Source organism: Roseovarius sp. 217 (assembly GCF_000152845.1).
In the GTDB taxonomy this organism is placed as follows: Bacteria; Pseudomonadota; Alphaproteobacteria; order Rhodobacterales; family Rhodobacteraceae; genus Roseovarius.
The window spans coordinates 798,635-811,876 of record NZ_CH902584.1 but is presented as its reverse complement, the minus strand read 5'-3'; the positions used below and the strand labels follow the sequence as shown (position 1 = coordinate 811,876).

17 protein-coding genes and 1 pseudogene are annotated in these 13,242 nt (G+C 63.4%); 10 read left to right on the top strand and 8 right to left on the bottom strand.

Features of this window, described 5'->3' with window-relative positions; genetic code table 11:
* Nucleotide 1: 1 nt before the first annotated feature.
* Both ROS217_RS03805 and ROS217_RS03800 read right to left on the bottom strand, forming a co-directional pair.
* Nucleotides 2-349, bottom strand: a complete 348-nt coding sequence (locus ROS217_RS03805) for a hypothetical protein (protein ID WP_009816344.1) — start codon at nucleotides 347-349, stop codon at nucleotides 2-4.
* Complete coding sequence (locus ROS217_RS03800; protein WP_009816343.1) at nucleotides 346-1,074, bottom strand: hypothetical protein; 729 nt, start codon at nucleotides 1,072-1,074, stop codon at nucleotides 346-348. Before ROS217_RS03800 ends, ROS217_RS03805 begins: the two co-directional genes overlap by 4 nt.
* A gap of 329 nt (nucleotides 1,075-1,403) precedes the next feature.
* Between ROS217_RS03800 and pqqA the strand changes: the two genes are divergently transcribed.
* The 5 genes from pqqA to pqqE are packed head-to-tail and all read left to right on the top strand — an operon-like array spanning nucleotide 1,404 to nucleotide 4,531.
* Complete coding sequence (gene pqqA, locus ROS217_RS03795) at nucleotides 1,404-1,499, top strand: pyrroloquinoline quinone precursor peptide PqqA (RefSeq protein WP_037246620.1); 96 nt, start codon at nucleotides 1,404-1,406, stop codon at nucleotides 1,497-1,499.
* Nucleotides 1,500-1,529: 30 nt separating this feature from the next.
* A complete protein-coding gene (gene pqqB, locus ROS217_RS03790) occupies nucleotides 1,530-2,423 on the top strand; it encodes a pyrroloquinoline quinone biosynthesis protein PqqB (RefSeq protein WP_040650336.1) in 894 nt (297 codons plus the stop codon).
* Nucleotides 2,420-3,169, top strand: a complete 750-nt coding sequence (pqqC, locus tag ROS217_RS03785; RefSeq protein ID WP_009816340.1) for a pyrroloquinoline-quinone synthase PqqC — start codon at nucleotides 2,420-2,422, stop codon at nucleotides 3,167-3,169. Before pqqB ends, pqqC begins: the two co-directional genes overlap by 4 nt.
* On the top strand, nucleotides 3,166-3,438 hold the full coding sequence (pqqD, locus tag ROS217_RS03780; RefSeq protein WP_009816339.1) for a pyrroloquinoline quinone biosynthesis peptide chaperone PqqD: 273 nt from the start codon (nucleotides 3,166-3,168) through the stop codon (nucleotides 3,436-3,438). Before pqqC ends, pqqD begins: the two co-directional genes overlap by 4 nt.
* 1 nt (nucleotide 3,439) lies before the next feature.
* Complete coding sequence (gene pqqE, locus ROS217_RS03775; RefSeq protein ID WP_009816338.1) at nucleotides 3,440-4,531, top strand: pyrroloquinoline quinone biosynthesis protein PqqE; 1,092 nt, start codon at nucleotides 3,440-3,442, stop codon at nucleotides 4,529-4,531.
* Between the two features lie 250 nt (nucleotides 4,532-4,781).
* Here pqqE and ROS217_RS03770 read toward each other — a convergent pair whose 3' ends face one another.
* Nucleotides 4,782-5,648: a DMT family transporter gene (locus ROS217_RS03770; protein WP_009816337.1), complete on the bottom strand. Its 867-nt coding sequence runs from the start codon at nucleotides 5,646-5,648 to the stop codon at nucleotides 4,782-4,784.
* Nucleotides 5,649-5,672: 24 nt separating this feature from the next.
* Entirely contained in the window at nucleotides 5,673-6,350 is a 678-nt protein-coding gene (mnmD, locus tag ROS217_RS03765; protein ID WP_040651066.1) for a tRNA (5-methylaminomethyl-2-thiouridine)(34)-methyltransferase MnmD, read from the bottom strand.
* 64 nt (nucleotides 6,351-6,414) lie between these two features.
* Between mnmD and ROS217_RS03760 the strand changes: the two genes are divergently transcribed.
* Together ROS217_RS03760 and ROS217_RS03755 are read left to right on the top strand one after the other, a co-directional pair.
* The gene (locus tag ROS217_RS03760) at nucleotides 6,415-7,443 is read left to right on the top strand and encodes an NAD(P)/FAD-dependent oxidoreductase (RefSeq protein ID WP_009816335.1); all 1,029 of its coding nucleotides are present in this window, start codon (nucleotides 6,415-6,417) and stop codon (nucleotides 7,441-7,443) included.
* Nucleotides 7,440-7,871: a VOC family protein gene (locus ROS217_RS03755; RefSeq protein ID WP_009816334.1), complete on the top strand. Its 432-nt coding sequence runs from the start codon at nucleotides 7,440-7,442 to the stop codon at nucleotides 7,869-7,871. Before ROS217_RS03760 ends, ROS217_RS03755 begins: the two co-directional genes overlap by 4 nt.
* On the opposite strand, the gene ROS217_RS24865 is transcribed toward ROS217_RS03755, so the two are convergent.
* The 4 genes from ROS217_RS24865 to lgt all read right to left on the bottom strand — a co-directional run bounded on the left by ROS217_RS24865 (nucleotide 7,858) and on the right by lgt (nucleotide 10,932).
* Nucleotides 7,858-7,989, bottom strand: coding sequence for a hypothetical protein (locus ROS217_RS24865; protein WP_009816333.1), 132 nt, complete (start codon nucleotides 7,987-7,989; stop codon nucleotides 7,858-7,860). The genes ROS217_RS03755 and ROS217_RS24865 overlap by 14 nt on opposite strands.
* Before the next feature lie 243 nt (nucleotides 7,990-8,232).
* Nucleotides 8,233-8,988 (bottom strand): peptidoglycan editing factor PgeF, encoded by a 756-nt coding sequence (gene pgeF / locus ROS217_RS03750; protein ID WP_009816332.1) that lies wholly within the window; start codon nucleotides 8,986-8,988, stop codon nucleotides 8,233-8,235.
* Nucleotides 8,985-10,046: a class I SAM-dependent methyltransferase gene (locus tag ROS217_RS03745; protein WP_009816331.1), complete on the bottom strand. Its 1,062-nt coding sequence runs from the start codon at nucleotides 10,044-10,046 to the stop codon at nucleotides 8,985-8,987. The genes pgeF and ROS217_RS03745 overlap by 4 nt, the downstream gene beginning before the upstream one ends.
* Complete coding sequence (gene lgt / locus ROS217_RS03740; protein ID WP_009816330.1) at nucleotides 10,033-10,932, bottom strand: prolipoprotein diacylglyceryl transferase; 900 nt, start codon at nucleotides 10,930-10,932, stop codon at nucleotides 10,033-10,035. Before lgt ends, ROS217_RS03745 begins: the two co-directional genes overlap by 14 nt.
* A gap of 95 nt (nucleotides 10,933-11,027) precedes the next feature.
* Here lgt and ROS217_RS03735 point away from each other — a divergent pair, with 95 nt between their 5' ends.
* From ROS217_RS03735 to ROS217_RS03720, 3 genes and pseudogenes are all read left to right on the top strand, one after another.
* The gene (locus tag ROS217_RS03735; protein WP_009816329.1) at nucleotides 11,028-11,264 is read left to right on the top strand and encodes an accessory factor UbiK family protein; all 237 of its coding nucleotides are present in this window, start codon (nucleotides 11,028-11,030) and stop codon (nucleotides 11,262-11,264) included.
* 433 nt (nucleotides 11,265-11,697) lie between these two features.
* Nucleotides 11,698-12,472: pseudogene (locus ROS217_RS23375) on the top strand (IS5 family transposase).
* A gap of 255 nt (nucleotides 12,473-12,727) precedes the next feature.
* Nucleotides 12,728-13,228, top strand: coding sequence for a YbjN domain-containing protein (locus tag ROS217_RS03720; RefSeq protein WP_009816328.1), 501 nt, complete (start codon nucleotides 12,728-12,730; stop codon nucleotides 13,226-13,228).
* Nucleotides 13,229-13,242: the final 14 nt, after the last annotated feature.

The following is a 13,242-nucleotide window of genomic DNA, read 5'->3' as shown; positions in this document are numbered from 1 at the left end:
GTCACTTGAAACAGACGATCTCGGCCTCCGCCTGCGCCCGGCGCAGGTCGGCGACAATGCCCTCGCTCACTGGCCCCGCCTTGAACATCGACATCCGCTCGCCACTGCCCTGACGCAGAGCCAGAACCGTCTCAGCCGACACATAATCCTTATACGGCAGGATCGCCGCAATCTCGTCGATGGAACAGGCGCAGCGACGCAACATCTCGCGCGTATTGCCATTCGCCGCCATGCAGCCAAAGACATAATCCGCCCGCGCCTCAGTGGGATAATCGTTGAGTTGCTCCGCCACGCTCTGCGCCAGACCCATGCCGGGCAAGAGACACAGCAGGACCGCCAGAGACCTCATTCCACAGCCTCCCTCAACGTCAGCGTCGAGGTGAAATAGCGCCCGCCAGTGTCACGCTCTGGCGTCTCGGCGCGCATCGAATGATACCAGCCTGGCACGACTTCTGAGACATCGAACACCACGCGCAATTCGGAAAACGGCCCCAGCCGCGCGGCATTCTCATCGCCGACAAAGGGCGCCAGCACCACCTCCTGCGCGGCATGGCTCTTCCCGGCCCAACTCACCTCTACCGGAGCAATCCCCACCGGTGCCAAAAGCGACTCCTTGATCCGGTTGCGGATATAGAATGTGCTGCCCCCTGTCGCCTGCGCCAGATCGCGCACCAGCCGTTCGAGAAAGAACATCGCCATCGGATTGCCCACGCTCGCGTCAAACCCCGCCACCGGCTGTTGCCCCGCGTCCAGAACATGCATCAGCTGCGCGGTGCCGCCCTCTTCGATCCGCAGGTCATAGGCCTGCGCCCCCTGCGTCTCGGGTGGCGTGGCCTCATTCACCGTCTCGCTCTGATAGTGCAGCGCATCGCCCGGCGCAAAGGCCGCCAGCGTGCCGGTGCGAAAGATAAGGTCATACCCCTCATGCGCCGTGCCCGCCACGACCGGTGCCGCCGCCAGCATGAGGCTCAGAAAAATCCCTGTCACGCCCCGCATCAGGCCCGCAACCGTGCCCCGCCCAGCGGCTGGCAGGACCAGCGCGCAATGCGCCATCTTGGATGTGTCGACGCCCATCTGCTCAACTCCGGAATTGCCTCAGCCATGCATCTTTGCGCGCTTCGGTCAGTATATTGGAACGCCCGCTCCTCACAGACCTCTGGTTGACGCGCCAGACAGGCCACAAACAACAGCTCGATCATGGTCATTCTCCCGCATTCTGACGAGGGCCCCCGCCATATGCTCAGATATGATCTCAGTGTCACTCAGGTCCAGCCCCGGACACAACCCTTTCATCCTTGGATTGCACTAAAGTCGTAGGGCTCTACGACCATGCCAAAGTTGACATGTGCGGGATCGGAATATCTAATCACCCTATCTGCACTGATCTAAGAGGAGGATAGACTATGGCATGGAGCAAGCCGGTTCTGCGTGAACTGAACTGCGGAATGGAAATCAACATGTACGGCCCCGCCGAAGAAGGCGACGGCGTCCTGTTCTAAACGACCCGTTCGGCTGCAGCGAGGTAACAGGTGTTTAAGGCTCTGATACTGGGTGCTGCGGCCGGCGGCGGTCTGCCACAGTGGAACTGTGGCTGCGAGAACTGCAATCTCGCCCGTTCGGGGCATATCCCTGCCTCGACCCAATCCTCGCTGGCCGTCACCATGGACGGCGCATCTTGGGTGATTCTCAACGCCTCCCCCGACATTCTCGCCCAGATTGCCGCCAATCCGGCGCTGCATCCGCGCAGCCTGCGCGATACACCCATCGCGGGCGTGCTCTTGACCAATGGCGATATCGACCATGTCGCGGGGCTGCTCAGCCTGCGCGAGCAACAGCCGTTCACCCTCTACGCCACCGGCGAAATTCACAGCGTCCTCGCCGCCAACCCCTTGATGCAGGCGGTCGATTCGACCCGCGTGCCGCGAACCCCCATCGCGCTCGATCAGCCTGTGACCCTGTTGCCCGGCCTCACCGCCACGCTCTTTGCCGTCCCCGGCAAGGTGCCGCTCTATATGGAGGGCGAAACCGTGCAAACCGATCTTGAGGGCGAACAGACCACCGGCGTGCATCTTCAGGCCGAGGGGCGCAACATCTTCTACATTCCGGGCTGCGCCACTGTCACCGACCGGCTCGCCACCCGCCTGCGCGGTGCTGATATGGTATTCTTCGACGGCACGCTCTGGCGCGATGACGAGATGATCACCATGGGCCTCAGCCAGAAAACCGGGCGGCGCATGGGCCATATCTCGATGAGCGGTGCCGACGGCTCCATTGCCGCCTTGCGCGATCTCGGAATCGGGCGCAAAATCTACATCCATATGAACAACTCGAACCCTGTCCTGCGCCCCGACGCCCCCGAACGGGCCGAGGCCGAATCGGCCGGTTGGACGATTGGACAGGACGGCATGGAGATCACAGCATGACCGCCACCCGCGACGCCTTTGAGGCCCGCCTGCGCCAAATCGGGGCAGATCGCTATCATGACCGCCACCCGTTCCATCACCTGCTGCACGGCGGCCAATGCACCCCCGATCAGGTCCGCGCTTGGGTCATCAACCGCTATTACTACCAATCCCGCATCCCGATGAAGGATGCCGCCTTTCTCAGCCGGGTCGAGGATGCCGACCTGCGCCGCATCTGGCGCTCGCGGATCGAGGATCACGACGGCACCGCCGAGAATGAGGGCGGGATTCGCCGCTGGCTGCGGCTGGCGCAGGCGGTGGGGCTCGATCCCGATTACGTGGCCTCCGCCCAAGGCGTGCTGCCCGCCACCCGCTTTGCGGTCGATGCCTATGTCGCCTTTGTCCGCGAAAAACCGCTGCTCGAGGCGGTCGCGGCCTCGCTGACGGAACTCTTCGCGCCCAAGATCCACGCCGAACGGATCGAGGGGCTCTTGGCCAATTACGCCTTTGCCGATGACTCCAGCCTCGCCTATTTCCGCAACCGCCTGAAAGAGGCCCCCAAGGACGTGGCCTTTGGCCTCAAATGGGTGCTCGACCGTGCCGATACGGCGGAAAAACAGGAGGCCGCCGCCGCAGCCCTCATCTTCAAGACCGATGTGCTCTGGTCACAGCTTGACGCACTCTATTCCGCCTATGTTGATCCCGCCCGGATCCCGCCCGGCGCTTGGCACCCCGGCGAGGGGCTGCTCGCCAAAGGCGCGGCATGACCCCCGACGCCATCCCCCGCCTGCCGCGCGGCGTGCGCCTGCAGTATGACCGCGTGCGCGAGGATTGGGTCTTGCTCGCCCCCGAACGCGCGGTGCGTCTTGACCCGATAGGTCACGCCATTCTCAGCCGGGTGGACGGGGCGCAGAGCTTTGGCGCGCTCACGGCCGATCTCGCCGCCACCTTCAACGCGCCGCTTGACGACGTCACCCGTGACAGCGCCGAATTCCTCGACGGCCTCGCAGAGCGCCGGTTTCTGGAGGTGCGCTGACATGGCCAATCCCCCCATCGCGATGCTGGCCGAACTCACCCATCGCTGCCCGCTCTCCTGCCCCTATTGCTCCAACCCGGTGGAACTGACCGCGCGCGACACGGAACTGAGCACCGCTGACTGGACTTCCGTCTTTCAACAGGCCGCCGATCTGGGAGTGCTGCAACTCCACCTCTCGGGGGGCGAACCCGCCTCGCGCCGCGATCTCGAAGAGCTGGTGACAGCCGCCCGTGACGCGGGCCTTTATACCAATCTCATCACCTCCGGCATCGGCCTGACCGAAAGACGGCTGACAGCGCTCGACGCCGCCGGTCTCGACCATATCCAATTGTCGCTCCAAGGCACCGATGCCGAAATGGCCGACCGCATCGGCGGCTACAAGGGCGGCTTTGACCGCAAGATGCAGGTGGCCAAATGGATCGCCGCCATCGGCTTTCCGCTCACGCTCAATTTCGTCATGCATCGCGGCAACATGCACCAACTGCCCCGCGCGATTGAAATGGCGCAGGACATGGGCGCGCGCCGGATCGAAGTGGCGACCGTGCAATTCCACGGCTGGGCCATGCTCAACCGTGGCGCGCTCATGCCCGACCGCGCCCAGGCCCGCGAGGCCAGCCGCATCGTCGCCGAGGCGCGCGCCGCCCTCAAGGGGCGTCTGGTGATCGACTATGTGCCCGCCGATTATCACGCCGATTACCCCAAGACCTGCATGGGCGGCTGGGCCACCACCGGCCTCAACGTCGCCCCCGATGGGCTGGTCTTGCCCTGCCACGCGGCGCAGACCATCAAGACGCTGACATTCGACAATGTCCGCGACCGCCCCTTGGCCGAGATCTGGCACAACGGTGCGGCCTTCAATGCCTTTCGTGGCACCGACTGGATGCAGGAACCCTGCCGCTCCTGCGAGCGCAAGACGATTGATTTCGGCGGTTGCCGCTGTCAGGCCATGGCCATCGCAGGCGATCCGGCGGCGACCGATCCGGTCTGCATCAAATCCCCCCATCACGCCCGGATGCGCGCGCTGGCCGAGGATTTCTCGGGCCAGTCCGACGCGGCCCTGACATGGCGGGTGATGGAGAAAACACCGGGGTAAGGGGCGATTCAGAGGGCTTGAACCGACCTTAGCCCGAATCCCCAATGCGCGGAATCAAGGGGCCGCAGGCACCGCCGCGCAGCGCCCGTCCGCCCCTCCGGGCGGGCGCTTTTGCGACGTATCACCCTATTGATAACGCAGGAGTGTTTGGCAAGCATCAAGTGCCAGCCGGTGCCGTTCCAGCGCCCACCCGGCGGACGGGCACCGCGCGGCTCTTCAGAGCGCAGTCACAAAGGACCCAGACGCCCCCTCACCCCACCCTGCGCTGTCGCCAGAGCGTGAACAACCCCGCCCCCACGACCAGCGCTCCGCCCACGGCCACATTCATCCGGATCGTTTCGCCAAAGATGAAAATCCCGATCCCGGTGACAAAGAACAGTTGCAGATAGGCAAAGGGCTGCACCGCACTCGCCTCCGCCACCTCATAGCACTTGATCAACGTGTAATGCCCCGCCGCCCCGGTGATGCAGAGCGTGATCATCCAGACCCAGGCATCGCCTGTCATTGGCTCCCAGAACCAGATCCCGGCGAGGGTCATGGCAATCGACCCCACCGTCCCGGTCCAAAAGAAACTCGTCGCCGCCGTATCCCGGCGCGCCACATAGCGCGTCAGCAACCCGTAGAGCGCGAACATCAGCGCCGCGATAAAGGGCACGATCGCCTTGGGGTCGATCACGCCCACCCCCGGCTCCAGAATGATCAGCACGCCAACAAAGCCAACCCCGATGGCTGCCCAGCGCCGCCAACCCACCCGCTCGCCGAGCACCGGGCCGGACAGCGCCGCGATCAACAGCGGATAGCAGGCAAAAACCGCATGCACCTCGATGAGACCCAAAAGGGTAAAGCCGTAGATCATCACACAGATTTCCGCGACCAACAGCACGGCACGAAACCCCTGCATCAGCGGTTGCGATGTGGTGGCAGCGGCCCGCAGCCCCCCGGCCTTGCGCGCGGCGATCACCATCACAAAGGCGGCAAAGAACCAGAACCGGATCATCACCACCATCAGGACGTTGTATTCTTCGGCCAGATGCCGCGAAATACCGTCCTGCACGGCAAAGATGACCGTGGTCAACACCATCAACCAGATGCCCAAGCGGGTGTTTTGCAGCGTCACAAGAGGTCTTTCACGAGCGGTCTTTCACGAAATATCTTTCCGGGCCATGGTCATGTGCCGTTTGCGGCCATATCCTTGACCCCGCGTAACACAAAAGCCAGCGGCCTCAAGCCCCCGTCGCACGAACCCCGCCGCCGTATAGCTCGCGGCGGTGCCCCCCAGCGCGGTATGCCGCGCCACCTCCGCCATCAGATCCGGCTGCCACATCTCGGGGTTCTTGGCCGGCGAAAACCCATCCAGAAACCACGCATCTGCCGTTTCCTGCCAAGGGTTTAGCGTCTCACGCGCATCCCCTTCGATCAACGTAAACTCCAGATCCGGCAGGCTGATCCTTTGCGAACGCCCCTGCCAATACGGTGCCAATTCCGCCGCAACCCCCGCCAGTTCCGCAAAGCGGCCTTGTGCCCGGCGCATGTCTTGCGGTGCCATCGGATAGGCCTCAAAGCTGGTGAAACAGAGCCGCCCAGCCACGCCTGCGGCGCGCCACGCCGTAAGCGCGGTCAAGAGGTTCAGCCCCGTGCCAAAGCCCAGTTCCGCAACGTGAAACCCATCGCGAAACCGCGCTGGCAGGTCATTGCCGCCCAGAAACACATGCCGGGTTTCCGCCAGACCGTTGTCGAGGCTGAAATAGGGATCATCGAACCGCACCGACACCGGCACATCGCCCTCGCGCCAGATCAGGTCTGCGGTCTGGTCCTGCATGGCATGATCCTCTAAAGCATGGCCGAAACGCGCGCGACCATCGCGCGGCGGCAAAGGATTGGCAATGGTCGATATCACGGTGATGGGCGCGGGCATTTTTGGCCTTTCGGTGGCGTGGGCCTGCGCGCGGCGCGGCGCGCGCGTCCGCGTCATCGACCCGCATGGCCCCGGTGCGGGGGCTTCGGGCGGCATTGTCGGCGCTATGGCCCCGCATGTGCCCGAGCTTTGGAATAGCAAAAAGGCGTTTCAGCTTGAGAGCCTGCTCATGGCCGGTGATTTCTGGTCCGAAGTGGCCGAGGTCTCACATCTTTCACCCGGCTATGCCCGCCTTGGCCGCCTGCAACCCATCGCCGATGCCGCCGCTCTCAAACTGGCCGCAGAGCGCATCGAGAACGCCGCAACCCTCTGGCAGGGTCAGGCCGAGTGGCGCATCATCCCTGAATCCGGCCCTTGGTGCCCGCCCAGCGCCACCGGCCAGATCATCCACGACACGCTCACCGCCCGCCTGCACCCGCGTCAGGCCTGCGCCGCCCTTGTTGCCGCCCTGCGCGCGCGCGGCTCCGAGGTTGTGACCGACGGCAAGCCAACGGGCCGCATCCTCTGGGCTACCGGCATCGCGGGGCTCGACGCGCTCAGTGCCGCGCATACCCGGTCCGTCGGCAACGGGGTCAAGGGCCAGGGCGCGCTCTTGGCCTATGATGCCCGCAACCAGCCGCAGATTTTCGCCAATGAGGTGCATATCGTGCCGCATGAGGATGGCACCACCGCCATAGGCTCGACCTCCGAGCGTTATTATGACGACCCTACCAGCATCGATGCCCAGCTTGACGATGTCATCGCCCGCGCCGTAGCGGCAGTGCCCGCACTTTCCGGTGCGCCGGTGATCGCACGTTGGGCCGGGGTGCGCCCGCGCTCGCGCTCACGCGCACCCATGCTGGGCGCACATCCCTTTCGACCGGGCGAATTCCTCGCCAATGGCGGCTTTAAAATCGGATTTGGCATGGCCCCCAAGGTGGGCGCGGTGATGGCCGATCTGATGCTCGACGGCATCGACCGGATTCCCGACGATTTCAGACCCGAGGCGTCCTTATGACCCAGCCCACACTCGCAGCACTCGACCATCTCGTGCTGACCGTGACCGATATCCCCGCCACCTGCGCCTTTTACCGCGACGTTCTGGGGATGACACCCGAGGCATTTCACCCCGCCGATGGCAGCACCCGCTGGGCGCTGAAATTTGGCATTCAGAAAATCAACCTGCATCAATCCGGGGCGGAATTCGATCCCAAGGCGGCGCATGTCCAACCCGGCAGCGCCGATCTGTGCTTTCTCAGCGAGGCCCCGCTAGAGCACTGGCAGCGGCATTTCGCGGCCCTTGGCGTGACGGTCGAGCTTGGCCCCTTGCCCCGCTCCGGGGCCACCGGCCCGATCCGCTCGCTTTACCTGCGCGATCCCGACGGCAATCTGATCGAGGTCTCGAACCGGGCCGAGAGCGGCACCAAACCGCTCAGGCCGTCTTGACCACCTTGGGCAATTCCACGATCCGCACGGCAAGTTTGCGCTGTCCGCGCTGAAAGGGCAGCGCCGTGGCCGCCTCTTTGCTGTGTTTCACGACCGATTTCAACCAACGTGCTTTCATGGCTCCAACCTCTTGCCTCAGGCCCCAATTCGCAGGGCTCATTGTTTCGTTACCAGCAACTATGCCCCCGGTTTGGGGCCAAGATTTGGCGGAAATCGTGAATATTCAGACAAGATCAGGGCACAGGCACAGCCCGAACAAAAACTCAATCCCTTGAATTCTAATAAAAATTTTCAGACATTCTCGGCTCACTGCCGACAGCGCCAGACTGCGCCCACAATTTCGGCCCGAATCCCGCCCCAATCAGAGGCGGATCACCGAAATCAGCCGACCATAATCCGCCTCACCGGCATGGGTGGTGCGCCGATAGGAATAGAATCGCTCGGGATCGTCATAGGTGCAATGCCGCGTCCATTCCGCCTGCCCGATTCCGGACTGCCGCAACCGATGCAATCCGTATCCCGGCAGATCGAACTGATACCGTCCGCTCTCCCCATTGGCGAAAAACCGGGCATTGTCCGGATCATCCGTCAGAAATTCCTCGATGAACTCCGGTCCGACCTCATAGGCCGCCTGCGAAATCGACGGGCCGATCACGGCCTTGATCCGGCGACGCTCGGCGCCCAGATCCACCATTGCCGCAACCGTGGCCTCCAGCACACCATCAAGCGCCCCGCGCCATCCGGCATGCGCCGCCCCGATCACCCCGTTTGCCACATCGGCAAAGAGCACCGGCTGACAATCCGCCGTCAGCACCGCCAGCGCCACGCCCGGCACATCCGTCACCATCGCATCGGCGCGCGGGCGCGCGTCCAATGGCCCCGTGACCGTCACCACATCCGGCGAATGCACCTGATGCACGGTGATTAGATGATCCGGGGCGATCCCCATCGCCTCGGCCACCCGCGTCCGGTTGATCTGCACGATCTCGGATTGATCCGACGATCCCGGCCCGCAATTGAGCCCCGAGAACACGCCCGATGACGCGCCGCCCCGCCGGGTAAAAAAACCGTGGCGCAGCGGTGCCAAACTGTCAGCGGTCAGTATCTCTAGCGTCATGGGTCCAATCCCGGTGGTGGTGTGGTTCCCTCGGGATAGAGACCCAGCACTTTAAAGAGCGTCCCCATTTCCTCCGCCCCGGTCAAGCGCTGATATGCCGCGAGATGGTTTTCCAACGCCTGCCCGCTCAGATTGCGCGCCAAGACCTCGGACCGCGCCCCAATCCCCAACCGCTCCAGAAACACCCCCTGCGGTGTCAACCGGGTGTAGACCGCCGGGCTTGCCGCCCGCGCCAGCGCTTCGAAATCCACATGCGCGGTCAGGTCCGCCAGTCCCGGCGCTGCCAGCGGATCAACCGGCGCATGGCCCTTGACCGCCTGAAACGTATCACCCAGTGATCGCCAATCGCCATAATCCACGATCAGCGCGGCCCCGCCATGCCCCGCGATCCGCGCGCCGATCTCAGCCGCCACAGCTTCACCGGGTCCGCATATCTCGACGACATCGCCCTCGCGCGTCTCCGCCAGCCGCTCCACCAGCGCAGGCGGTGCCACCGGCCCACTCAGCCCCAGCGCCAGGCGGTCGTCGCTCAGCCCCACAACCCGCTCTCGCCAGCCATCCCCGAACCGCTGAAACTGCCGGATCGGCAGCGCATCGAAAAACTCGTTCGCCAGCAGGTAAAGCGGCCCCTCCGGCAGGCTCTCAACCCGCTCGTGCCAGATCACATCGCCCGCAATCGCCCGCCGCTGCGCCGCGCGCAACACCGCCGATCCCTCGACCAGATGCACCTCTGCCGCGTCGCGAAATCCCGGCACGCGCTGCGTCGCGCGCAGCACATCGGCCATCAGCGTCCCACGCCCCGGCCCCAGTTCCGCCAAAACAAACCGCGCGGGCCGCCCCTGATCCAGCCAGACCTGTGCAAGGCACAGCCCCAGCAATTCGCCAAACATCTGGCTGATCTCAGGCGCGGTGACAAAGTCGCCCCCCGCCCCGAACGGATCACGCGTCGCGTAATAGCCAAACTCGGGATGCATCAGGCACGCGGCCATGTAATCCGCCAGGCTGATCGGCCCCGCCTCGGCGATCCGCGCGCGCAACTGAGCCTCAAGCCCGCTCATGTCCCCCCGCACGCCGCGCCCAGAGCACCATGCCAATCCCAAAGGCCAGCATCGGCAGCGACAAAAGCTGCCCCATGGTCAGACCAATCTCGCCCATCTGCACCGCCCAGCCCAGCGGATTGCCCGCGCTCACGAATTGCGCATCCGGTTGGCGCACGAACTCCACCATGAACCGCGCCACGCCATAGCCTGCGAAAAACAGCCCCGTCAGCGTGCCGGGCACCCTCAGCGCCCCGCGCCGCCAGCCCAGCCACAACAGCACCGCGCCAAGGATCAACCCCTCCAGAGCCGCCTCGTATAGCTGCGAGGGATGCCGCGCACAAAGCCCCACAACCCCGGCACAATCCTGCGCCGCCGCCCCCGGAAAGACCACGCCCCAAGGCAGGTCCGTCGCCCGCCCCCAAAGCTCGCCATTGATGAAATTCGCGATCCGCCCCAGCAGCAATCCCACCGGCGTCACCATGCAGAGCGCATCCGCCACCGACAGCCACGCAATGCCCTGACGCCAGGAAAACACCACCACCGCCAGCACCACACCCATCAGCCCGCCGTGAAACGCCATCCCGCCTTGCCAGACCGCTAGAATCTCGCCCGGATTGGCCAGATAATAGCCCGGCTGATAAAACAGCACATAGCCCAGCCGCCCGCCCAGAATGACGCCCAGAATGACCCAAGTGAGCAGATCCTCGACCTGTTCGGGCCGCATCGGCGCGACACCTCCCGGCCAGAGGCCCGGTCGCTTCACGCTCGCCACCACCAACCGCCAGCCGATCACGATTCCCGCGATATAGGCCAGCGCATACCAACGCAGCGCAAAGTCGATGCCAAAGAGCGAAATCGAGAAGATCTCGGGCGCGATGTCGGGAAAGGGGATCATGGCTTGCATAGGCGCCTGTCTGCCTCTGCCATCAGGCCAAGTCAACCTTGTGATCTGGCCCGCCCGACACATATAAGAGAGCAGATGCAACGCCGGAGAAACCGATGCAAACCCGTAACAAAGTGCTCGACGACCTCAGCCAGTTGATGACCAATGCCATGGGCGTCGCCCAGGGCGCGCGGACCGAGGCCGAGACCGCCATGAAATCCCTGATCGACCGCTGGCTCGCCGACCGCGATTTCGTAACGCGCGAGGAATTCGACGCCGTGCGCGCCATGGCCCAAAAGGCCCGCGAGGAAAACGAAGCCCTGAAAGCGCGCATCGAGGCGCTGGAGAAGTAAGCAGAGCCCCCGCGCACCGAACAACCCCGTAAGGTGGGTGCCCACCCACCAAATCCTCACGCTTGGCAAACGCCGCGCCGACCACACCCCGCTCCCCTTGCCACGCGGTCGCAGGGCCGCGGTCTGGCGAGGTAACACCCGTGGTTGCCCCTTTATGCCGGCCAAGTCATTGTACCCCCTCGATCGCGCGCGACCCCTCATAATCGCCAGGCCGTCACGCCGAAGGCGTGCCACCAATACCGGCGCAGCTTTGGTGCGATGGGCGGCCCGGCGATCCGCGCGGCACCTCCGGTGCTATTCGCGCGGGGTGACAGTGACGAAGAACAGATCCATGTTTGCCATCGGCTTTCGAAACTCCTAGGCAGCACACTCATTAATTCTTGTTTAGAAGCATAAGTTTGTGATTCACTCTCGCACAAAACTGGGCGGGAGAATGCAAATGGCGCGATCAGATATGAGCGATCTGGAATGGGAGTTCATCAAAGCTGTCTTGCCCAACAAAACACGTGGCAAGAAGCGGGTTGATGACCGCCGCGTGATCAACGGCATTTTCTACGTCCTGCGCACCGGCATCCCTTGGGCTGATCTACCAGAGCAATACGGCCCACCGACCACGGTCTACAACCGCTTCAACCGGTGGAGCTATGCAGGCCACTGGGACCGGATCATGGAGGCCATCGCCGACGCGCATAACGTTGACATGGTGATGGTCGACGGGACCAGCGTGCGTGCGCATCATTCCGCCACCACGCTCAAAAAAAGACCCACGCCGCTGTTTAGGTCGTTCACGGGGCGGATTAGGGACGAAAATACATGCACTTACCAATCAGGATGGGCTGCCGATCCGATATGAATTGACACCCGGTCAAGCCCATGACGCGCCGCCGTGCAAGACGCTACTGGACAACTTGCAACCTGGACAACATGTGCTCGCGGATAAAGCATATGACGCAGACTGGATCAGGGATATGATCTGGGAACAGGGGGCTATCGACGTGATCCCTCCCAAGGCCAACCGTAAACTACCCGCCGAATTTGATGCTGAAATCTACCGGGAACGCAACAAAATCGAGCGCTTCTTTGGCAGGCTGAAAGCCTCGTTCCGCCGTATCGCAACCCGATACGAGAAGACCTCACGCAATTTCCTGTCGATGATCAAACTGGCATCGATCAGGCTGTGGATCGAGTTTTATGAGTCGGCTGCCTAGTCTCTCCGCTCTCCCGTACGCTCAAACCGCACACCCGTACGTCCCCCCAATCTCCTCCCCTGTCGCCTTCTCTTGCGGCAGCCATCATTCCATCCACAAGATATTGCCTCTCCCCCCAACAAATAGCTTTACAGGCTGCGCGAAACCCCGCACCATATCTGGTATGGGCGAGGGGAATGGCCCCCGTCCGTAGAGCAGGCACCTAGCGCTAGGGGTGCAACGCCACCCCCGCGCTACAGCAAATGAGGCGGCGCCATGGCACTTTCAGAGCAGTTCTTGCAGGACGATATCCATCCCATTGATATCGTTGAACATATTGCCGAGCATCACGAGTGGGAGTTCGACCGCATCGGCGATGACCAGATCGCCATGGCCGTCGAGGCGCAATGGCGCACCTATTCCCTGACCCTCGCCTGGTCCGGATATGACGAAACCCTGCGTCTGGTGTGCACCTTCGACATGGACCCGCCCGCCGACAAGCTCCCCGTTCTCTTTGAAATCCTCAATGAAATCAATGATGAATGCTGGACCGGCGCCTTTACTTGGTGGGCCGAGCAGAAACTGATGGTCTATCGTTACGGCCTCGTCCTCGCCGGTGCTCAGGTCGCCAGCCCCGAGCAGATCGACACCATGCTGCATGCCGCCGTTGCCAATGCCGAGCGGTATTACCCCGCTCTGCAACTCGCGATCTGGGGTGACCAATCCCCCCGCGACGCCATGCAAGTCGCCATTGCAGAGGCCTACGGGCGCGCGTAACACTGTCCCCGCGA

Bases quoted from the DNA above. Each gene is read 5' to 3' on its own strand.
- ROS217_RS03805 (WP_009816344.1), bottom strand. From the start codon at position 349: ATGAGGTCTCTGGCGGTCCTGCTGTGTCTCTTGCCCGGCATGGGTCTG.
- ROS217_RS03800 (WP_009816343.1), bottom strand. From the start codon at position 1,074: ATGGGCGTCGACACATCCAAGATGGCGCATTGCGCGCTGGTCCTGCCA.
- pqqA (WP_037246620.1), top strand. From the start codon at position 1,404: ATGGCATGGAGCAAGCCGGTTCTGCGTGAACTGAACTGCGGAATGGAA.
- pqqC (WP_009816340.1), top strand. From the start codon at position 2,420: ATGACCGCCACCCGCGACGCCTTTGAGGCCCGCCTGCGCCAAATCGGG.
- pqqD (WP_009816339.1), top strand. From the start codon at position 3,166: ATGACCCCCGACGCCATCCCCCGCCTGCCGCGCGGCGTGCGCCTGCAG.
- pqqE (WP_009816338.1), top strand. From the start codon at position 3,440: ATGGCCAATCCCCCCATCGCGATGCTGGCCGAACTCACCCATCGCTGC.
- mnmD (WP_040651066.1), bottom strand. From the start codon at position 6,350: ATGCAGGACCAGACCGCAGACCTGATCTGGCGCGAGGGCGATGTGCCG.
- ROS217_RS03760 (WP_009816335.1), top strand. From the start codon at position 6,415: ATGGTCGATATCACGGTGATGGGCGCGGGCATTTTTGGCCTTTCGGTG.
- ROS217_RS03755 (WP_009816334.1), top strand. From the start codon at position 7,440: ATGACCCAGCCCACACTCGCAGCACTCGACCATCTCGTGCTGACCGTG.
- ROS217_RS24865 (WP_009816333.1), bottom strand. From the start codon at position 7,989: ATGAAAGCACGTTGGTTGAAATCGGTCGTGAAACACAGCAAAGAGGCG.
- pgeF (WP_009816332.1), bottom strand. From the start codon at position 8,988: ATGACGCTAGAGATACTGACCGCTGACAGTTTGGCACCGCTGCGCCAC.
- ROS217_RS03745 (WP_009816331.1), bottom strand. From the start codon at position 10,046: ATGAGCGGGCTTGAGGCTCAGTTGCGCGCGCGGATCGCCGAGGCGGGG.
- lgt (WP_009816330.1), bottom strand. From the start codon at position 10,932: ATGCAAGCCATGATCCCCTTTCCCGACATCGCGCCCGAGATCTTCTCG.
- ROS217_RS03735 (WP_009816329.1), top strand. From the start codon at position 11,028: ATGCAAACCCGTAACAAAGTGCTCGACGACCTCAGCCAGTTGATGACC.
- ROS217_RS03720 (WP_009816328.1), top strand. From the start codon at position 12,728: ATGGCACTTTCAGAGCAGTTCTTGCAGGACGATATCCATCCCATTGAT.